Source organism: Streptomyces humidus (assembly GCF_014649655.1).
In the GTDB taxonomy this organism is placed as follows: Bacteria; Actinomycetota; Actinomycetes; order Streptomycetales; family Streptomycetaceae; genus Streptomyces; species Streptomyces humidus.
Genome location: NZ_BMTL01000002.1, coordinates 281,621 through 301,715, shown reverse-complemented (window position 1 = coordinate 301,715; position 20,095 = coordinate 281,621). Strand labels below are relative to the sequence as shown.

Annotated in this window: 16 protein-coding genes; 7 read left to right on the top strand and 9 right to left on the bottom strand. The window is 72.1% G+C overall.

Features of this window, described 5'->3' with window-relative positions:
* Positions 1-123 precede the first annotated feature (123 nt).
* Both IE239_RS03125 and IE239_RS03120 read right to left on the bottom strand, forming a co-directional pair.
* The gene (locus IE239_RS03125) at positions 124-1,161 is read right to left on the bottom strand and encodes a LacI family DNA-binding transcriptional regulator (RefSeq protein WP_190147661.1); all 1,038 of its coding nucleotides are present in this window, start codon (positions 1,159-1,161) and stop codon (positions 124-126) included.
* Complete coding sequence (locus IE239_RS03120) at positions 1,158-3,563, bottom strand: glycoside hydrolase family 2 protein (protein WP_190147660.1); 2,406 nt, start codon at positions 3,561-3,563, stop codon at positions 1,158-1,160. The genes IE239_RS03125 and IE239_RS03120 overlap by 4 nt, the downstream gene beginning before the upstream one ends.
* A 179-nt stretch (positions 3,564-3,742) precedes the next feature.
* Here IE239_RS03120 and IE239_RS03115 point away from each other — a divergent pair, with 179 nt between their 5' ends.
* The 3 genes from IE239_RS03115 to IE239_RS03105 are packed head-to-tail and all read left to right on the top strand — an operon-like array spanning position 3,743 to position 6,905.
* On the top strand, positions 3,743-5,062 hold the full coding sequence (locus IE239_RS03115; RefSeq protein WP_190147659.1) for an ABC transporter substrate-binding protein: 1,320 nt from the start codon (positions 3,743-3,745) through the stop codon (positions 5,060-5,062).
* Positions 5,063-5,091: 29 nt separating this feature from the next.
* Entirely contained in the window at positions 5,092-6,078 is a 987-nt protein-coding gene (locus IE239_RS03110) for a carbohydrate ABC transporter permease (RefSeq protein WP_229877732.1), read from the top strand.
* Positions 6,075-6,905, top strand: a complete 831-nt coding sequence (locus tag IE239_RS03105) for a carbohydrate ABC transporter permease (RefSeq protein WP_190147657.1) — start codon at positions 6,075-6,077, stop codon at positions 6,903-6,905. The genes IE239_RS03110 and IE239_RS03105 overlap by 4 nt, the downstream gene beginning before the upstream one ends.
* Positions 6,906-7,127: 222 nt before the next feature.
* On the opposite strand, the gene IE239_RS03100 is transcribed toward IE239_RS03105, so the two are convergent.
* The 3 genes from IE239_RS03100 to IE239_RS03090 all read right to left on the bottom strand — a co-directional run bounded on the left by IE239_RS03100 (position 7,128) and on the right by IE239_RS03090 (position 10,233).
* Positions 7,128-8,414 carry a ribonuclease D gene (locus IE239_RS03100; protein WP_190147656.1) on the bottom strand — a complete coding sequence of 429 codons (1,287 nt, stop codon included), beginning with the start codon at positions 8,412-8,414 and terminating at the stop codon, positions 7,128-7,130.
* A gap of 290 nt (positions 8,415-8,704) precedes the next feature.
* Entirely contained in the window at positions 8,705-9,364 is a 660-nt protein-coding gene (locus tag IE239_RS03095; protein ID WP_109001187.1) for a helix-turn-helix transcriptional regulator, read from the bottom strand.
* 242 nt (positions 9,365-9,606) lie between these two features.
* Positions 9,607-10,233, bottom strand: a complete 627-nt coding sequence (locus IE239_RS03090) for a DUF3000 domain-containing protein (protein WP_373308045.1) — start codon at positions 10,231-10,233, stop codon at positions 9,607-9,609.
* A gap of 383 nt (positions 10,234-10,616) precedes the next feature.
* Between IE239_RS03090 and hemE the strand changes: the two genes are divergently transcribed.
* Positions 10,617-11,684, top strand: coding sequence for a uroporphyrinogen decarboxylase (gene hemE / locus IE239_RS03085; RefSeq protein ID WP_190147654.1), 1,068 nt, complete (start codon positions 10,617-10,619; stop codon positions 11,682-11,684).
* Between the two features lie 168 nt (positions 11,685-11,852).
* On the opposite strand, the gene IE239_RS03080 is transcribed toward hemE, so the two are convergent.
* Positions 11,853-12,665 (bottom strand): rhomboid family intramembrane serine protease, encoded by an 813-nt coding sequence (locus tag IE239_RS03080; RefSeq protein WP_190147653.1) that lies wholly within the window; start codon positions 12,663-12,665, stop codon positions 11,853-11,855.
* 124 nt (positions 12,666-12,789) lie between these two features.
* Here IE239_RS03080 and IE239_RS03075 point away from each other — a divergent pair, with 124 nt between their 5' ends.
* Positions 12,790-13,059 (top strand): hypothetical protein, encoded by a 270-nt coding sequence (locus IE239_RS03075; protein ID WP_190147652.1) that lies wholly within the window; start codon positions 12,790-12,792, stop codon positions 13,057-13,059.
* Between the two features lie 81 nt (positions 13,060-13,140).
* Here IE239_RS03075 and IE239_RS03070 read toward each other — a convergent pair whose 3' ends face one another.
* Together IE239_RS03070 and IE239_RS03065 are read right to left on the bottom strand one after the other, a co-directional pair.
* Complete coding sequence (locus IE239_RS03070) at positions 13,141-14,529, bottom strand: FAD-dependent oxidoreductase (RefSeq protein ID WP_190147651.1); 1,389 nt, start codon at positions 14,527-14,529, stop codon at positions 13,141-13,143.
* Positions 14,530-14,538: 9 nt separating this feature from the next.
* Positions 14,539-15,558 carry a DUF4349 domain-containing protein gene (locus IE239_RS03065; RefSeq protein ID WP_190147650.1) on the bottom strand — a complete coding sequence of 340 codons (1,020 nt, stop codon included), beginning with the start codon at positions 15,556-15,558 and terminating at the stop codon, positions 14,539-14,541.
* A gap of 267 nt (positions 15,559-15,825) precedes the next feature.
* Between IE239_RS03065 and hemG the strand changes: the two genes are divergently transcribed.
* Positions 15,826-17,283, top strand: a complete 1,458-nt coding sequence (gene hemG / locus IE239_RS03060) for a protoporphyrinogen oxidase (protein ID WP_190147649.1) — start codon at positions 15,826-15,828, stop codon at positions 17,281-17,283.
* A gap of 5 nt (positions 17,284-17,288) precedes the next feature.
* Positions 17,289-18,026, top strand: a complete 738-nt coding sequence (gene hemQ, locus IE239_RS03055; protein WP_190147648.1) for a hydrogen peroxide-dependent heme synthase — start codon at positions 17,289-17,291, stop codon at positions 18,024-18,026.
* Positions 18,027-18,298: 272 nt separating this feature from the next.
* Here the strand turns inward: hemQ and IE239_RS03050 are convergent, their stop codons facing one another.
* On the bottom strand, positions 18,299-20,038 hold the full coding sequence (locus tag IE239_RS03050; protein ID WP_229877730.1) for an alpha/beta hydrolase: 1,740 nt from the start codon (positions 20,036-20,038) through the stop codon (positions 18,299-18,301).
* Between the last annotated feature and the right edge of the window lie 57 nt (positions 20,039-20,095).

Here is a 20,095-nt window from a genome sequence, read left to right as displayed (position 1 = left end):
CTGCGGCACGCAAGCGCTGAGCGCGCGCTCAGAACCCATGCTACTTATGGGTAACGTAGCTGCACACCCCTGCCGGGAGGAGCGGCGAACGTCACACCGGCGGCGCTCGACGACCATCCTGACTCAGGACCGCGGCGGGGCCGTGGATCCCCTCGGTGTGAGCACCGGCGTCGGCACCGGATGCGACCCCGGGCCCGACCCGGCGATCACCCCGAACAGCGTACGCGCCGCCTCCGCGCCGAAACCGTGCACGTCATGGCTCATCGCGGAGAGCGTCGGGTGGGTGAGCCGGCACAGCTGGGAGTCGTCCCACGCCAGCAGGGAGACGTCGCCCGGCACACCGAGGCCCATCTCGGCCGCGACCCCCAGCCCGGCCACCGCCATGATGTCGTTGTCGTAAACGATTGCCGTGGGCCGGTCCGACGGGGCGGCGGTCAGCATCGACCGGGTGGCGCGCGCACCCGCCTCCCCGGAGTAGTCCGTGGCCACCTGCCGCGCCCCGGCGAGCCCGAGACTGCGCGCCGCCGCGTCGAAGGCGGCCGTCCGTATCACCGTGTGGCCGAGCGCCGCCGCGCCCCCCACCCGCGCGATGCGACGGTGCCCGAGGGCGGCGAGATAGCGCACCGCCTCCGTCACCGCCGTCGCGTCGTCCGTCCACACCGACGTCAGGCTCCCGGTGAGCGAAGGGTGCCCCACCGCCACCACCGGCATCCCCAGCCGCTCGGCCGCCGCCACCCGGGGATCGTCGGCCCGGAAGTCCACCAGGATGGACCCGCCGATCTGCCGGCCCCGCCACCACGACTCCTGCAGGGCCACCTCCTCCCCGACGTGGCGCACCAGCCGCAGCAGCAACGAGCAGGAGTGCTCGGTCAGCACGCTCTCCACCCCGGAGACGAACTCCATGTAGAACGGTTCCAGACCCAGCATCCGCGCCGGCCGGCAGATCGCGAGCCCCACCACGTCCACCCGGGAACTCGACAGCGACCGGGCCGTAAGGTTCGGCTCCCAGCCGAGCTCCTGCGCCGCGGCGAAGATCCGGTCCCGCGTCGCCTCCGACAGACCCGGCTTGTGGTTGAAGGCGAGGGACACGGCTCCCTTGGACACGCCGGCACGCGCGGCGACGTCCTTGATGGTGACGCGGGGAGACGGGGCGGCTGTCATCGAGCGGGCTCCTGGCAGTACAGCGCGGCCCTGGCGGCGGCGGCGTCCGGAGTCTGCCAGCCCTCGACCCCGATGGTCACCCGTTCTCCGGGCAGCAACGTGACCAGACCGCGGTCGGCCCGCGCGTCCGGGTCCAGCCGGTCCGCCTGGAGCAGCAGGTCCCGCACCAGGGTGTGCGCGGTGACGGTGACGGTCCCCGGAGCCACGCTCACCTCGAACTCCGGGCGCGGATAAGGGACTTCACGGTCCGACGCCGGAAAGTGCACGGCCCGCAGCCGCCCCTCGCTCCCGGCCCCGCCCGCGCGAGGGCATCCCCGCGAGTCCGCCACCAGGAACTCCTCGGCGCCGGCCGGCACCAGCTCCGCCGGCACCGGCGTCTCTCCCACCTCCCGTGCGCCGACGGCCAGTTCCGCCGTCGCCGCAGCGAGCTCGCGGCCCTGGACCGACAGCCGGCGCAGCGTCACCGTGCCCTCCCACCGCTCGGCGCACTGGTTGACGGCGGCCACCACCAGCCGCCCTTCCCTCTCCTGCACGGTGAGCAGCCGGTCCGCGTACAGCCGCCGCAGCTCGTGATAGAGCGGCTTCTCCCGGCCGTCCCCGTCGATCGCCGACCACGAGGTGACCGGCCAGCAGTCGTTGAGCTGCCAGACGATCGTCCCCGCGCACACCGGCCAGTGGGACCTCCAGTGCTCGATCCCGGTGGCAACGGCGCGCGCCTGGTTGACCTGGGTGAGGTAGTGCCACCGGTCGAAGTCCGCCTCCGGCACGACGAAGTGGCGGGCGAGCCCGCGCGCCAGCTTGCCGTTGCCGTCCTCCGCCTTCTGGTGGTGCAGCATGCCGGGGGAGTCCGCCGCGAGCACCTCGCCCGGCAGAGCCCGCCGCAGCGTCGCGTGGGCGGGCGGGGCCTGCCAGCCGAACTCGGCCACGAAACGCGGGACTTCGCTGCGGTAGTCCGCGTAGTCCTGCCGGTTCCACACCTCCCACGAGTGGTGCGTCCCGTGCGCCGGGTCGTTCGGGTGCCGGCTCCAGGAACCCGACCACGGACTGCCCGCCGTGTACGGCCGCGTCGGATCCAGCTCGGCGACCACGCGGGGGAGCACACCCAGGTAGTACCCCTCGCCCCACGAGTCCCCGCCGAGCCGCTCCTCCCACCCCCAGTCCCGGAAACCCCACAGATTCTCGTTGTTGCCGTTCCACAGCACGAGCGACGGATGCGGCATCAGCCGTACGACGTTCTCCCGGGCCTCCGCCTCCACCTCGCCACGCAGCGGCTGCTCCTCGGGGTAGGCCGCGCACGCGAACGGGAAGTCCTGCCACACCAGCAGGCCCAGTTCGTCGCACGCGTCGTAGAAGTCCTCGCTCTCGTAGAGGCCGCCGCCCCACACCCGGATCAGGTCCACGCCGGCGTCGGCCGCCTGTCGCAACCGCTTGCGGTATCGCTCCCTCGTCACCCGGGACGGGAAGACGTCGTCCGGGATCCAGTTCACACCGCGGGCGAACAGCCGCTCCCCGTTGACGACCAGTGTGAAACCGGTTCCGCGCGCGTCCGCGGAGGTGTCCAGCTCGACACGGCGGAAACCCACCCGCCGCCGCCAGACGTCGAGCGGAGCACTGTTGTGATGGAGCGTCAGTTCTACCTCGTACAGAGGCTGTTCACCGCATCCTCGCGGCCACCAGAGTTGCGCGTCGGGCACCTCCACCCGCACCGCAGCGCCCGAGCCCACGACGTCGGCGCGCACCCGGCGGTCCCCCACCCGGGCCTCCAGCGTGAGTCCCGCCTGCACCCGGGTCCGCTCCACGTCCACCAGCAACTCGACCACGCCGACGCCCTGTTCGACCGTCACGAGCGGGCGCACCCGGGCCAGCCGGGCCGTCGACCAGCGCTCGACCCGCACCGGACGCCAGATCCCGGCCGTCACCAGGGTCGGCCCCCAGTCCCAGCCGAAGGAGCAGGCCATCTTGCGCAGGTACTGGTACGGCTCGGCGTAGGCCCCCGGCCGGTCGCCGACCTTCCCGCGCACTGCCTCCGCCTCGGCGTAGGCCGAGGCGAACCGCACGGACAACGGCCCGCCGAGCCCCGTCACGTCGAAACGGTACGACCGGTGCATGTTCCGCACCCGGCCGAGGAGCCGGCCGGCCAGCGTGATCTCCGCGACCGTGTCGAGCCCGTCGAAGACCAGGTCGGTCTGCTCGTGCCCGGACGGCACGGCCGGCAGGTGCGTCTCGTACGTCCACTCGCGCCGCCCCACCCACGCGACCTCGCTCTCGGCCGAGCCGACGAACGGGTCGGAGATCGCGCCCGCGGCGAGCAGGTCGGTGTGCACACAGCCCGGTACCACGGCAGGAAGCTCCTCCCCCTCGTGCCGCAGCTTCCATCCGTCGAGCGGTGAGGCCTCCAGCATGCGCACTCCCTAAACCGGTCAATCCCACAACTGAGCGCCATCTCTTCATCGTTGGCGGGAATCGGACTTTACCGGTTGAGTATGCGCTGCCAGAGTGCCGAATCAGCCAACCCGCTCGTGTTCGACCACCCCGTACGTGTTCGTCCGTCCCGAGAACGCCCCGAACGGAAGTGACGCACATGAACCGTCGTACAGCCCAGGTCCTCGCCACCGTCGCGGGAGCCGCCCTGCTGCTCCCGGGCTGCACCGGCACCGGAGGCAGCACCAAGGGCGCGGACGCCAAGGCGCCCGACGACCCCTCGAAGGTCAGCGGAACCATCACGGTCCTCACGGTGCGGACCGACCTCGTGCAGGACGGCACGATGAAGAAGTACGCCGCCGAGTTCAACAAGACCTATCCCCGGGTCAAAGTGGAGTTCCAGGCCCTGACCAACTACGAGGCCGAGATCAAGATCCGGATGAACACGGACGACTACGGCGACGTCCTGCTGATTCCCGCGGTCATCAAGAAGAACGACTACCCGAAGTTCTTCGCCTCCCTCGGCACCCGCGCGGAACGCAGCAAGAAATACCGTTTCACCGATTTCACCACCGTCGGCGGCAAGGTCTACGGCCAGAGCCCGGTCGGCGTGATGCCCGGCTTCGTGTACAACAAGCGGGTCTGGAAAGAGGCCGGCATCACGGCGTGGCCCGCGAGCCCGGCCGAGTTCCTCGCCGACCTGAAGGCGATCAGGGCGAAGACCGACGCGATCCCCTACTACACCAACTTCGCCGCGCAGTGGCCGCTCACCTCGTGGACGTACGTCGACGGCGCGGTCCACTGCGACCCGCGGGCGACCACGAAACTCGCCGAGGGCGACCCCTGGGCGGCGGGCTCCGATCTGCGCGTCGGAGACACGTTGCTGTACGACATCGTCAAGCAGGGTCTCGCCGAGAAGGACCCCACCACCAGCAACTGGGAAGAATCCAAGCCCCGCACGGCCAAGGGCGAGATCGCCACGCAGTGGCTCGGCACGTGGGCGATCATCCAGTTCCGGGACGCGGCGAAGAAGGCCGGTGTGAATCCCGACGACATCGGTTTCATGCCGTTTCCCGCCCGGACGAACGGCACGTTCTGCGCGACCGTCGGCCCCGACTACAACCAGGCCGTCAACGTCCACTCCGCGCACAAGGAGGCGGCCCGCGCCTGGATCGACTGGTTCACCGACGAGTCGGGATACGACAAGGACAACCTGGCCATCTCCCCGCTCAGGAACGCCCCCATGCCCGACGTGCTCAAGCCGTACGAGGAGGCGGGCGTCAAGCTCATCGAGTTGGACGACTCCGCGGGCGCGAAGGTCAAGCTGATCGACGACCGGTCCGAGGTCGGCATCTACAAGCCGGAGTACCGCCAGGACCTGGTCGACCTCGCGCGCGGCGCCAGGAAGGGGAGCCTGGACGACTTCCTCGGCGGCCTCGGCGAGAAGTGGACCGGGACCCAGAAGAACGTGAGCCACTGATGGCGCACGCCCATTCGCACACGTCCGCGATGGACGCAGGGAAGGCATCCGTCGCGGCCCGGACCCGGGCTCAGGCCGCGGCTCGAACCGGGGCGGGCGCCTCGAACCGCGCCTCGAACCGCGCCGTGCCACCGTCCGCCCCGCGCCCGGCGCGCGCCCGGCGGCTGCTGACCCCCTGGCTGTTCCTGCTCGCCCCGTTGACCCTGCTGGTCACCTTCACCTACGCGCCGATCGCCAACATGGTCGCCTACAGCTTCACCGACTGGGACGGCGTGAGCCCCGAACTGCACTACACGGGCGCGGAGAACTACGCGGAGCTCTTCACCAGGGAGGACCTCTTCCAGGTGTTCTGGGTGAGCGGTTACTACCTCGCCGCCTCGGTGATCCAGATCGTCGCCGCGCTCTACTTCGCGACGATCCTGAGTTTCAGCGTCCGTTTCCGCAACTTCTTCAAGGGCGTGCTGTTCTTCCCGTCCCTCGTGAACGGCGTGGCCATCGGTTTCGTCTTCCTCTACTTCTTCCAGGACGGCGGCACCTTCGACACGGTCCTCGGATTGTTCGGACACCACACCGACCACGCCTGGCTGGGCACCCCCGTCTCGGCCAACGTCTCCCTCGCCGGCGTCTCGATCTGGCGGTACCTCGGCATGAACTTCGTGCTGTTCCTCGGCGCGATCCAGTCCGTCCCGGGGGAGTTGTACGAGGCGGCAGAGCTGGACGGCGCGGGCCGGTGGCACCAGTTCCGCTACATCATCGCGCCCGGCATCAGGCCGGTGCTGACGCTGACGGTGATCCTGTCCGTCTCCGGCTCGCTGTCGGCCTTCGAGATCCCGTACATCATGACCGGCGGGGCGACCGGCACCGAGACCTTCGTGATCCAGACCGTGAAGCTGGCCTTCCAGTTCAACAAGACGGGGCTCGCCTCGGCGGCGGCCGTCGTGCTGCTGCTGATCATCCTGCTGGTCACCTGGGTGCAGCGGCGCCTCGTCCCCGACGACAGGGTGGACCTCGTATGACACGCCGAGTCGTTGCCCGCACGCTCGTGTACCTGTCGCTGATCGGAGCGACGCTGGTCGTCCTGCTCCCGCTGGGCGTCGTCCTGCTGACGTCCCTGAAGACCGAGACGGAGACAGCCCACGGCAGCGGAGCGCTCACCCTGCCGCGCCACCCGTTCAACTTCCACAACTACGCGACGGCGTTCCGGGACGGCGGGATGCTCACGGCGTTCGGAAACACCGCCTTCATCCTCGTCGTCTCCGTCGGCGGGACCGTTCTCATCGGTTCCATGACGGCGTACGCGATCGACCGTTTCACCTTCCGGTTCCGGAAACTGGTGGTCGCCCTGTTCCTGATCGCCGCGCTGGTCCCCGGGGTGACCACCCAGGTGGCCACCTTCCAGATCGTCCACAGCCTCGGCATGTTCGACACCCGCTGGGCGCCGATCGCCCTGTACATGGGCACGGACATCGTTTCGATCTACATTTTCCTGCAGTTCGTGCGATCGATCCCGATCTCCTTGGACGAGGCCGCCCGCCTCGACGGCGCCAACGCCTTCACGATCTACCGGAAGATCATCTTTCCGTTGCTGAAACCGGCGATCGCGACGGTCGTGATCGTGAAGGGCATCGCCGTCTACAACGACTTCTACATCCCGTTCCTCTACATGCCCTCTCAAGATCTTGGCGTGATCTCGACGTCGCTGTTCCGCTTCAAGGGGCCCTACTCGGCCCACTGGGAAACGATCTCGGCAGGAGCCGTCCTGGTCATCCTGCCGACACTGATCGTCTTCCTCGCCCTCCAGAAATACATCTACAACGGTTTCATGAGAGGAGCGACGAGGTAACCGCTTGCGAAACAGACGCGGCGCGGTGGTCGCGAGACAACGCGCGTCGCGCAGGGCCCGGGCGATCGTCGAGTCGACGCCTCCCCGGTAACCGCTTGCGAAACGCCTTCCCGCCGGCCGTCGCACGACGAGCCGCTCCACAGCCCCGGCGGCCGGGCCTGTCCGGACGGCCGGGCCTGCGGGCAGCAGGCCTCGGGGCGACCGGGCGGCCGGACGCGGCGGCTAGCCGGCAGGATCGGTCAGGGCTGTGGTGAGGACGGGCGCGACCTGCTCCACCTGCCACGGCCGGGCGCCGTACCCGGCCAGCGCACCGGCAACCGCTTCCCGGTCGGCGGCCGGCGGCTCCCAGCACACGCGTCGCACCGCGTCCGGAGCGATGAGGTTCTCCTGCGGCATGTTCAGCTTCTCGGCCAGCGCGGACACGGCGGACCGCGCCGCGGACAGCCGGGCCGCCGCCGCGGGGTCCTTGTCGGCCCAGGCGCGGGGCGGCGGAGGCCCCGCCACCTGCTGTCCCGGCTGCGGCAGCTGTGATTCGCTCAGCGCCCGCGCCCGGTCGACGGCCGCCTGCCACTGCTCCAGCTGCCGTCGCCCCATCCGGTGCCCGAACCCGTTCAGCGCGGACAGCGCGTGCACGTTCACCGGAAGGGCGAGCGCCGCCTCCACGATGGCCGCGTCCGACAGGACCTTGCCCGGCGAGACGTCCCGGCGCCGGGCGAGCTGGTCCCGCGTCTGCCACAGTTCCCGCACCACGCCCAGCTGCCGCCGACGGCGCACCTTGTGCATGCCGGAGGTGCGACGCCAGGGGTCCTTGCGGGGCTCGGGCGGCGGTGCGGAGGCGATGGCGTCGAACTCCTGGCGGGCCCAGTCCAGCTTGCCCTGCCGGTCCAGCTCCTTCTCCAGCGCGTCGCGCAGGTCGACCAGGAGCTCGACGTCCAGGGCCGCGTAGCGCAGCCACGGCTCGGGCAGCGGCCGGGTCGACCAGTCCACCGCGGAGTGGCCCTTCTCCAGCACGAAGCCCAGCACGCCCTCGACCATCGCGCCGAGGCCGACCCGCGGGAAACCGGCCAGCCGCCCGGCCAGCTCGGTGTCGAACAGCCGCGTCGGCGTCATGCCTATCTCGCGCAGACACGGCAGGTCCTGGGTGGCCGCGTGCAGGACCCACTCCACGTCGGACAGCATGTCACCGAGCGCGGACAGGTCGGGGCAGGCCACGGGGTCGATCAGCGCGCTGCCGGCGCCCTCGCGGCGCAATTGCACGAGATAGGCGCGCTGGCCGTAGCGGTAGCCGGAGGCGCGCTCGGCGTCGACGGCGACGGGGCCGGAGCCGGCGGCGAACGCGGCGATCACCTCGGCGAGGGAGGCCTCGTCGGTGATCACGGGCGGAATGCCCTCGCGTGGTTCCAGCAGAGGTGTCGGCGCCCCGGAAGCAGTAGTTCCGCCGTCGTCCGGAGGGGCGCCTCCGGTGGTTCGCAGTGAACTGGCTGCTGCGGTTTCTTGGGCGTCGGTCACCTGTCAAGGGTATCCGTGTATCGACGGCACCCGCCGACGGAACGTTCCGTCGGCGGGTGCCGGAGGGTCGTAAACCAGTCAGGCCGGTGAATCATCGGGGCGGACGGCCGAGGAGTGACGGCCGATGCGCGGCGGGTGACGGCGACCGGCGACGGAGGCGAGGGCGGCGGCGGCCGGGGGCGAGGCGGAGAGGTCGGAGAGGTCGGAGAGGTCGGAGAGGGGGAGACGGGGGAGAGGGGGGAAGGGAGGACATGAGGAAGGAACGGGCGACGCGCGAAGGGCGGCCCCGGTCAGTGGATGATGCCGGTCCGCAGGGCCACCGCGACCATCCCGGCCCGGTCGCCCGTGCCGAGCTTGCGGGCGATGCGGGCGAGGTGGCTCTTGACGGTCAGCGCGGACAGGCCCATCGAGACGCCGATGGCCTTGTTCGACTGACCCTCCGCGACGAGCCGCAGCACCTCGACCTCACGGCCGGAGAGCTCGCGGTAGCCGCCCGGGTGGCTCGGGGCGCCCGGGGGGCGGCGGTGCAGACGGGCGGCCGAGCCGAGGGGGGCCGCACCGGGTCGGCTGGGGAGGCCGAGGTTGGTGCGGGTGCCGGTGACGACGTAGCCCTTGACGCCGCCCGCGAGGGCGTTGCGCACGGCGCCGATGTCGTCCGCGGCGGACAGGGCGAGCCCGTTGGGCCAGCCCGCGGCGCGGGTCTCCGACAGGAGGGTGAGGCCGGAGCCGTCGGGCAGATGGACGTCGGCGACGCAGATGTCGCGGGGGTTGCCGATGCGGGGACGAGCCTCCGCGATGGACGAGGCCTCGATGACGTCGCGCACACCGAGCGCCCAGAGATGGCGGGTGACGGTGGAGCGGACGCGCGGGTCGGCCACGACCACCATGGCGGTGGGCTTGTTCGGGCGGTAGGCGACCAGGCTTGCGGGCTGCTCGAGGAGAACGGACACCAGGCCTCCTGGATGGGGGACGGGGGCCGGCTCGTGGGGCTTGTGGGGAGGAAGCCGGGACGAACCGTGCTTTCAAGGTCACAGTCGTCTTCGGCAGCGAACCCGGGGTCCTTTAGAAAATGATCACGATCTAGTGAGTAACAATACGTGCAATTCGGACACGCGATCGATCATCCGAAGATCGAGTCGGTTTAAGTGGGTGTCTTACGGGACCGAAAATGGTCGTATCGACAAAGAGATGGTCAACGTGAGTGTGGCCCCCTGCGTTGCGGCAGCGTCACCACCGACGCGTCTCCGGGCCCGGCCGGCGGCAGCCCCGCCACCTGGGCCAGCAGATCGCACCAGGACGCCAGGTGCGCCCCCGTGTCCGGGACCCCGCCGAGCCCCTCGCGCGGCGTCCAGGAGGCCCGGATCTCGATCTGTGACGCCGCGGGACGCTCCGCCAGTCCGCCGAAGTAGTGCGAACTCGCGCGCGTGACGGTTCCGCTCGGCTCCCCGTAGGTCAGTCCCCGCGCCTGGAGCGCGCCGGTCAGCCACGACCAGCACACCTCCGGCAACAGCGGATCCGCGGCCATCTCCGGCTCCAGTTCTGCCCGCACGAGGGTGACCAGGCGGAACGTTCCGCGCCATGCGTCGTGCCCGGCCGGATCGTGCAGCAGCACCAGCCGGCCGTCGGCCAGGTCCTGATCACCGTCCACGACCGTCGCCTCCAGCGCGTGGGCGAACGGGGCGAGCCGCTTCGGGGCCGGCGTCGGCTCCACCTCGATCTGCGGCCGCAGCCGGGCCGCTCTCAGTGCGTCGACGGCGGCCCGGAAGGGCAACGGAGCCGATGTGCCCCCATCCCGGTCCCCCTCGTTCGCGTCATCCATCCCGCCAGCGTCGTCCGACAGTCGTCCCTGAGCCGCAGCCATGCGGGGAAGGTTAAGGGGAACGGCGCCTTTGTGCAGGGCAAGACACCCGCGGGCGGCTCGCGGACGGGTGCGCGCTGGGCGAACAGGCGCACGGACCGACGCGCCCGCGACGCCACGGAAGAGCGACGCACGGGCCCCCGAAGATGCGGCGCGGGACTGGGCGACGGGGAGAGCCGGGGGAGCGGAAGGACGCGTGCGGAGGAACGGAAGGACGCGTGCGGGGGGCGCGGGAGAGAGGCGGCAGCAGACCCGGTCGAGGGCCCACGAGGCGCGCGGGGAGCGGACGGCGGCGGCGCGGGGGGCGGCCCGGCCGTCTGTCACGCCGTGCGAGACTTGCCGTCGTGAGCGCGAACGAGAGGCCCGCGGGCCGGCAGCCGACAGCGACGTACGACAGCGCCTTCCTGAAGGCGTGCAGGCGCGAGCCCGTGCCGCACACCCCCGTGTGGTTCATGCGGCAGGCGGGCCGCTCGCTGCCGGAGTACCGCAAGGTCCGCGAGGGCGTCGGGATGCTCGAGTCCTGCATGCGGCCGGACCTGGTCACCGAGATCACCCTGCAGCCGGTGCGCCGGCACGACGTGGACGCGGCGATCTACTTCAGCGACATCGTCGTCCCGCTCAAGGCCATCGGTGTCGACCTCGACATCAAGCCGGGCGTCGGCCCCGTCGTCGCACACCCGGTCCGCACCCGCGCCGACCTCGCCCAGCTGCGCGACCTCACCCCCGAGGACGTCTCCTACGTCACCGAGGCCATCGGTCTGCTGACGGCCGAGCTCGGCGCCACCCCCCTCATCGGCTTCGCGGGCGCGCCGTTCACCCTCGCGAGCTACCTCGTCGAGGGCGGCCCGTCGCGCACGTACGAGAACGCCAAGGCGATGATGTACGGCGACCCCGAGCTCTGGGCCGACCTGCTCGACCGCCTCGCGGAGATCACGGCCGCCTTCCTCAAGGTGCAGATCGAGGCGGGCGCGAGCGCCGTCCAGCTCTTCGACTCCTGGGCCGGAGCCCTTGCACCGGCCGACTACCGCCGCTCCGTGCTGCCCGCCTCCGCGAAGGTCTTCCGCGCGGTCGAGGGCTACGGCGTCCCGCGCATCCACTTCGGGGTGGGCACCGGAGAGCTGCTGAAGCTCATGGGCGAGGCCGGCGCGGACGTCGTCGGCGTCGACTGGCGTGTCCCGCTCGACGAGGCCGTGCGCCGGATCGGCCCCGGCAAGGCGCTCCAGGGCAACCTCGACCCCACCGTCCTGTTCGCCGGACCCGACGCCGTCGAGACCAAGGCCCGCGAGGTCCTCGACGCGGCCGCCGCGCTGGAGGGCCACGTCTTCAACCTCGGCCACGGCGTCATGCCGTCCACCGACCCGGACGCGCTGACCCGCCTGGTGGAGTACGTCCACACGCAGACGGCCCGCTGACCCGCTGACCCGCCGGGCGCACGGTCACCCGGTGCGCCCGGTCACCGTACCGGCGGGCCCGCCGGCTCGACAGGCATGCCGGTCACCACGTGCCGCGGGCCATCACATGTCGCGCCGCCACATGTCGGTTCACCATGCGTCGGTTCACCGGTGTCCACCACGTGCCGGTCACCACGTGTGCCGGGGGCGCGCCCGCCTGCCGAACAGCAGGCCGCGTGGCTCCGGCGGCGGGGGCGTGCCCGGCTTGAGCGGCCAGGCGAGCAGCATGCCCGCGAGGAAGCCGACCACGTGCGCCGCGTACGCCACGGCGCCCGCGTCGGACACGCCCTCGCCGGAGGAGTAGACCGCCTGCAACGCGAACCAGAAGCCCAGCACCAGCCAGGCCGGCAGCCGCAGCGGCAGAAACACCAGGAATGGGACGAGCACCCACACTCTGGCCCTCGGATACAGCACCAGATAGGCCCCCAGCACCCCTGCGATCGCCCCGGACGCGCCGATCAGCGGCTCGGTGGAGTCGGCGTTGAACAGCGCGAAACCATACGAAGCCGCATACCCGCAGATCAGATAGAAGGCGGCGAAGCGGACATGCCCCATGCGATCCTCGATGTTGTTTCCGAAAATCAGCAGAAACAACATGTTGCCCAGCAGGTGCAGCCAGCCGCCGTGCAGGAACATCGCGGTGAACACACTCAGCACCGGCGACTTCGTGTAGTCCGGCGGACCCAGCTGGCAGCCGGCGCCGCGCACCTCCCCGGTGGGCACCAGCTGCGCGAGCTGATGGTGGATCAACTCACGTGGCACAGCCGCGTAATGCTCCAGAAACGCGTGCAGATGGCATGCCTGGGCCAGACTGCTGTCGCCCGCCACGGAGCCGGACAGGCCGGGCATGAACCAGAACACGAGGACGTTCGCGCCGATCAGCGCGTACGTCACCACCGGGGTGCGGCGCACGGGGTTCACGTCATGCACGGGGATGACCACAAGGAAGTTGTGCCCCCGATCCGTTCGGTGAATCGGTGAACGCGCCTGTCCACCACCGCGTATGAACCGGCAACCGCTCGCGGCACGAGGAAGGCGGGTCGCGGGGACGACGTGAGGAACAGCGATGAACGACCGAATCACTCCCCCTATGCACGCCACCCCCGACGGAGAGGCGGAGATCTCCCTGGTGATCAGGCTGCCCTGGGAGGACGTGGCACGGCTCGGCCAGGAGGCCGGACGGCTCGCTTCGCAGATGCAGCGCCCGGTGACCCTGGACGAAGCCGTCAGCCACCGGTTGCGGTCACGGCCGGCGGCCGCGGCGCACGCGAAGCCCGCCGAGCAGACCGCCGGCGCGCCGGTCTCCGCGCTGCCGCGCCTGACCGGGACCGCGTAACCGCCCGGCGAGGCGCCCGGGGGCGCGGACCACGGCGCGGCCACCGACGTCCGGCGGCCGGTCGCGACAGGGTCCGCGCCCCTACCGCGTCCCGCCGCGCACCTTCGCCGCGGCCTTCCTGGCCGCCACCAGCACCGGGTCCCAGACCGGGCTGAACGGGGGCGCGTACCCGAGGTCCAGGGCCGTCATCTCCTCGACCGTCATGCGGGCCGTCAGCGCCACGGCCGCGACGTCGACCCGCTTGGCCGCCCCCTCCCGGCCGACGATCTGGACCCCCAGCAGACGGCCCGTCCCGCGCTCGGCGATCATCTTCACCGTCATGGGAGAGGCCCCCGGGTAGTAGCCGGCGCGACTGGTCGACTCGATGGTGACCGACTCGAACTGCAGACCGGCCCGGCGCGCGTCCTTCTCCCGCAGGCCCGTGCGGGCGATCTCCAGGTCGCAGACCTTGCTGACGGCCGTGCCCACCACACCGGGGAACGTGGCGTATCCGCCCCCGACGTTGGCGCCGATGACCTGCCCGTGCTTGTTGGCATGGGTGCCCAGGGCGATGTGCCGTTCCCGGCCGGACACCAGGTCGAGGACCTCGACGCAGTCTCCCCCGGCCCAGACCCTCCCGTCGGCGAGGGGGCCGCGCACCCGCATCGCCAGATCGGTGAGCAGCCCCCCGTGCACGCCCACCGGCAGCCCGGCGGCCCGCGCGAGCCCGGTCTCCGGGCTGACGCCGATGCCCAGCACCACCACATCCGCCGGATACTCGGCGTCCGCGGTCCGCACCGACCGCACCCGGCCGTCCTCGCCCGTGCGGACCTCGGTGACCTCGGCGTCGTTCACCATGGTGATGCCCAGGCCCTCCATCGCCCGGTGCACCAGCCGGCCCATGTCCGGATCGAGGGTCGACATCGGCTCGCTCCCCCGGTTGACGACCGTCACCTGGTAGCCGCGGTTGATGAGCGCCTCGGCCATCTCCACGCCGATGTAACCGGCTCCCACGACCACGGCCCGCTCGCCCCGCGCGCGTGCCAGCGAGTCCAGCAGCGCCTGCCCGTCGTCCAGGGTCTGCACCCCGTGCACTCCCGCCGCGTCCGCGCCCGGCATGTCCGGCCGGATCGGCCGCGCCCCGGTCGCGACGACGAGCTTGTCGTACGACGTCCAGGACTCGGCCCCGGACTCCACCTCACGCGCGCGAACCCGCCGGCCGGCCACGTCGATCTCCACGACCTCCGTGCGCAGCCGCAGATCGATCCCCCGCGCGCGGTGCTCCTCGGGCGTACGCGCGACCAGATCGTCCCGCGCGCCGACGTCACCGCCCACCCAGTACGGGATGCCGCACGCCGAGTAGGAGGTGAAGTGGCCGCGCTCGAAGGCGACGATCTCCAGCTCCTCGGGCCCCTTCAGCCTGCGGGCCTGGGACGCCGCGGACATGCCCGCGGCGTCCCCGCCGATCACGACCAGTCGCTCGATGCTCATGCGAACACGCTACGGGGCACTCCCGGTTCGGTCCTGCCCGGGCCGCCCGGCCTCCTCGGACGCCTCCACCGGCGCCGCCCGCCGCCGTGGACGCGTCACCCGCAGCCAGGCCAGCAGAAGCAGGGCGGCGGCCGCGAGGAACGGAAGCACCGCGCCGAACACGACGGCGATCCAGCGCAGCGTCGTCACGAACGCGGTCCAGCCGCCCGCCAGTGCGTCCACGAACCCCGGGGCGTCGTCCTCGGCGTCCCGCACCACCGGCTTCTCCGACAGGGTCAGGGTGACCGTCGCCAGACTCGTGCGGTCCTTCAGGGACGCCTGCTGCGCGAGCAGCGCCTCCAGATCGGCCTCCCGGTTGCTCAGCTCGCCCTCGAGGGTGACGACGTCCCCGAGCTTCGTCGCCCGGTCCATCAGCTCGCGGACCCGCGCGACGCTGGCGCGCTGCGAAGCGATACGGCTCTCGACGTCGACGACCTGGTCCGTGACGTCCTGGGCCTTCGCCGTGCGCTGCAGGAGCTTGCCCGCGCCCTGGAGGGCGACGAGGACGTCGTCGTACTTCTGGACGGGAATCCGCAGCACCACGCGCGTGTGCTCGGAGCCGTCCTCGTCCCGGCCGGTCGTCTCGTCGCCGACGTAGCCGCCCGCGTTCTCGGTGGTCGCGCGGGCCTCGTCCAGCGCCCTGGACACGTCCTTGACCTGGACCGTGAGAGCGGCGGTGCGGATGATGCGGTCGGCCACCGGCCTGGGCTTCGGCGCGGGGGCCGCCTTGGAACCGCTCGCGCCCGCGCCCTCCTCGACGTCCTGGGCGGCGCCGGCGCCGCCTGTGGAGGCAGCTCCGACGGCGGCCCTGTCGGCCGTGCTGCCCGCGCTCTTGTCGTCCGCGCCGCCGCAGCCCGTGAGCGCGAGCGCGGCGGCCAGCAGAACCACGGCCGACGCGTGGGCGGACCGTACGGCAGCCCGTGGGCGGGGTGAGGACGCGCGGCGCCTCGCGGGACGTCGAGCCGGTCGTGTGGAGCGTCGTGTGCGCATCTGAGTGTCCCCCCGGGAGGTGTCGACGACTGACGTTCCTTCGACGCCCGGGCGGGCCGGGACGTTGGCCGGGCCCGGTTCCGAACAGGTCACGGTCGGGACGCGGACAGGACACCGACGGCGGCGGCGACGGCGACGGGCGCGTCCGCGAGACCGGTGGGGGTGGCGACGGGCTGCCGGGGGTGGCGACGGGCCGGGCGGTGGTGACGGGCCGGGGGGTGGCGACGGGCTGCCGGGAGTGTCAGCGGCGTCTGAGAGAGTGGGGACATGAGCGCAACGGGTACGGACACCGGGCAGCACGTCATCGTCGTCGGAGCCGGGATCGCCGGGCTGGCCGCCGCCCACCGGCTGCTGCAGCGCGGGGCGAGGGTGACCGTGCTGGAGGCGTCCGACCGGGTCGGCGGCAAGCTGCTGCCCGGCGAGATCGCCGGGGTGCGCGTGGACCTCGGCGCCGAGTCGATGCTGGCCCGCCGGCCCGAGGCGGTCGCCCTCGCGCGCGAGGCGGGCCTCGCCGACCGCCTGCAACCGCCGGCCACCGCCACGGCCTCGCTCTGGACCCGCGGCGCGCTGCGCCCCATGCCCAAGGGCCACGTCATGGGCGTCCCCGGCACCGCGGAGGCCCTCTCCGGCGTCCTGTCCGACGAGGGCCTCGCCCGCGTCGAGCGCGACGCCGGCCTGCCCCGCACCGAGGTCGGCGACGACGTGGCCGTCGGGGAGTACGTGGCGGCGCGGGTGGGCCGCGAGGTCGTCGACCGCCTCGTCGAACCCCTGCTGGGCGGGGTCTACGCCGGCGACGCCTACCGCATCTCGATGCGCTCGGCCGTTCCGCAGCTCTTCCAGGCAGCGCGCACGCACACCTCGCTGACCGAGGCGGTGCGCGAGATCCAGCGCCGGGCGGCGGCCGCTCAGCAGACCGGGCCCGTCTTCATGGGCATCCAGGGCGGGGTGGGCTGCCTGCCGCTCGCGGTCGCCGCGTCCGTCGAGGCGCGTGGCGGCGAGATCCACACGCGCGTGCCGGTCACCGCACTGCGCCGCGACCCCGTGCGCGGCTGGCGCGTCACGGCGGGAGAGCGCGAGCTGTGGGCCGACGCCGTGGTCGTCGCCGTCCCCGCGCCGGCCGCCGCCGCCCTGCTCGACGCCGCGTCCCCCGAGGCGGCCGCCGAACTGCGCACGGTGGAGTACGCCTCGATGGCCCTGGTCACCCTCGCCTACCGGCGCGCCGACACCGCCCTCCCCGACGGCAGCGGCTTCCTCGTCCCGCCCGTCGACGGACACACCATCAAAGCGTCCACCTTCGCCTCCCAGAAGTGGGGCTGGATCGCCGACGAGAACCCCGACACGGTCGTGCTGCGCACCTCCGTGGGCCGCCACGGCGAGACGCGGATCCTCGACAAGGACGACGCCGACCTCGTCGCCGTCTCCCGGCACGACCTGCGCGAGGCCACCGGCCTGACCGCGTCTCCGCTCGAGACCGGCGTCACCCGCTGGACGGACGGTCTGCCCCAGTATCCCGTCGGCCACCACGCGCGCGTGGCCCGCATCCGCGAGCACCTGGCCGGGCTCCCCGGCATCGCGGTGTGCGGCGCCGCGTACGACGGCGTGGGCATCCCCGCCTGCATCGCCAGCGCCGACGCCGCGGTGGACCAGCTGGGCGGCGATCTGAGCACCGTGGCGCGGCTCATGGCCGACCCGGTGCAGAGTCTGCACGGCGGAGCGGGAGAATGAGAACCATGAGTGACGACGCCTCCACCCCCGAGCCCGGCAGGATCCCGAACAAGGGCAAGCTGGCCAAGGACCTCAACGAGGTCATCCGCTACACCCTGTGGTCCGTCTTCAAGCTGAAGGACGTGCTCCCCGACGACGCTGCGCGCGCGGGCTACGCCGACGAGGTCCAGGAGCTGTTCGACCAGCTCGCCGCCAAGGACGTGACGATCCGCGGCACCTACGACCTGTCCGGTCTGCGCGCCGACGCCGACCTGATGATCTGGTGGCACGCGGAGACCAGCGACCAGCTGCAGGAGGCGTACAACCTCTTCCGCCGCACCCGCCTCGGCCGCGCGCTGGAGCCGGTGTGGTCGAACATGGCGCTGCACCGCCCCGCCGAGTTCAACCGTTCGCACATCCCGGCGTTCCTCGCCGACGAGACGCCCCGCGACTACGTGAGCGTCTACCCGTTCGTGCGCTCCTACGACTGGTACCTGCTGCCCGACGAGGACCGCCGCCGCATGCTCGCCGACCACGGCAAGATGGCCCGAGGCTACCCCGACGTCCGGGCCAACACCGTCGCCTCGTTCTCGCTGGGCGACTACGAGTGGATCCTGGCGTTCGAGGCCGACGAGCTGTACCGCATCGTCGACCTCATGCGTCACCTGCGCGCCTCCGAGGCTCGCATGCACGTCCGCGAGGAGGTGCCGTTCTACACGGGCCGGCGCAAGTCGGTGGCCGACCTGGTCGCCGGGCTGGCCTGACGCCGGTCGCCGGGCCGGCCTGACGGGCTGGTGATGGCCGGCCTCGCGATCGGGCCAGGAGCGGCGAGGTACGGCGGGGGAAAGGCGGGAGCGGCCGGGAAGGACGGGGAACGCCTCGGCGCTCCGGACGACCGGCCGGCTGCTCACGGCTGCCGAATTCCTCGCCCTCGGCGCCTCGGAGGGCCCGGCCGCTCGGAGGCCCCGGCCGCTCGGAGGCCCCGGTGCCGTGGGAGTGCCGGGTGCGGGTGGGGCGGTGATGGGCTTCGGGGGCCTCAGTGCGCAGCGCTCGGCTTCGGCTTCGGCTCCGCGCGTCCCGCGCAGGCGGCGCGCCGAGCCGGGAGCCGTCCCTCCAGAAGATACGCGTCGAGATACCCGTTGACGCACCGGTTGGGCCCTCCCGCGATGCCGTGGGTGCCCGCGTCCCGCTCCGTCACCAACACCGAGCCCGACAGCCGCCGGTGCATTTCCAGGGCTCCCGCGTACGGCGCGGCCGCGTCCCGCTCGGCGGCCAGGATCAGCGTCGGCGGCAGCTCACCCCGCCCCGTCCGCACGTCGAGCGGCCGCTGCCGGGGCACCGGCCAGTAGGCGCACGGCAGGTTCGCCCACACGTTGTCCCACGTCTCGAACGGGGCGACCCGCGCGAGCCGGGTGTTGTCGCGGTCCCACACCTTCCAGTCCGTGGGCCAGGGCGCGTCGTTGCACTCCACGGCCGTGTACACGGCGTTGGCGTTCTCCGCCTCGGCGGCCGCCTCGAGCACGGGAGCGGCCTGCGCGATCAGCTGCTTCGGATCGCCCTTCAGATACTCCGACAGCGCCTGCGCCCGGCCCGGCCAGTAGTCGTCGTAGTACGCGGCCTGAAGGAACGCGCCCTGCAGCTGACCGGGCCCCACCTTCCCGCCGGCCGGCTCCGCGGCCAGCCGGGCGCGGGCTCGCTCGTAGCTGTGCAGCACCTCGTCCGCGGTGTCGCCGAGGCCGTACACGTCGTCGTGCGCGGCGATCCACTCCCGCAGGTCCGCCCAGCGGCTCTCGAACGCCGCCGACTGGCCGAGGTTGTCGCGGTACCAGATCTGCGCGGGGTCCGGGTTCACGGCCGCGTCGAACACCATCCGCCGCACGTGCGAGGGGAACAGCGTCGCGTACAGCGCCCCGAAATAGGTGCCGTACGACGCTCCCATGAACGTCAGCCGGTCCTCGCCCAGCGCCGCACGCAGCACGTCCAGGTCGCGTGCGTTGTTGAGCGAGTTGTAGTGCCGCAGGGCACTGCCCGACCGCTTGGCGCAACCGCGTGCGTAAGCCTTCGCCTGCGCGATGCGTTCCCTCTTGTACGACTCCGAGGGATGGGCCGGAGCGGGGGAGGGGCCCTTGAAGAAGCGCTTGGGATCCTGGCAGGACAGGGGCGCCGACCGGCCGACGCCGCGCGGGTCGTAGCCGACGAGGTCGTACGCGGCGCCGATGCGCTTCCACTCCGGCAGCAGCCCGACCAGCGGGAAGTACCGGCCCGAGCCGCCGGGCCCGCCCGGGTTGAAGACCAGCGCGCCCTGCCGGGGCACCCGCCGCTCGCTGTTGTGCGGATCCCTGCGGGTGGCCGACGCCCTGCTGACGGACAGTTTGATCCGCGGACCGTCGGGGTGCGCGTAGTCGAGCGGTACGGCGACCGTGCCGCACTGCATCCCGCCCGGCAGATCCTGCGCGTCGGGGCACTTCCCGAAGGTGACGCCCTCGGCGGCGGCCCGCACGGCGGCGAGCGCCACGCCGGGGGCGTGAGCGGCGTCGGGGGTGAGCGTGACTCCGGGGGCATGTGCGGCGTCGGGGCTGAGCGCGGCTCCGGGGGTGAGCGCCGTGAAGGCGGCGAGTGTCCGGCCGGAGGCGAGCGCCTTGCCGGAGGCGACGGAACGCTCCGGGTCGCTCGGGAGGCCGGGGGCGTAGGAGTGGGGGACGCCGCTTGCCGGGACGGCGGTGAGGGCGGTCAGCAGCAGGGCTCCTGCAGCCGAATGGAGGGCGGCGGCTCGCATCGGGTGTCCCTTCGGTGCACGACAGCGACAAAAGGGATGTTTGGTTCGGCCCAGTGG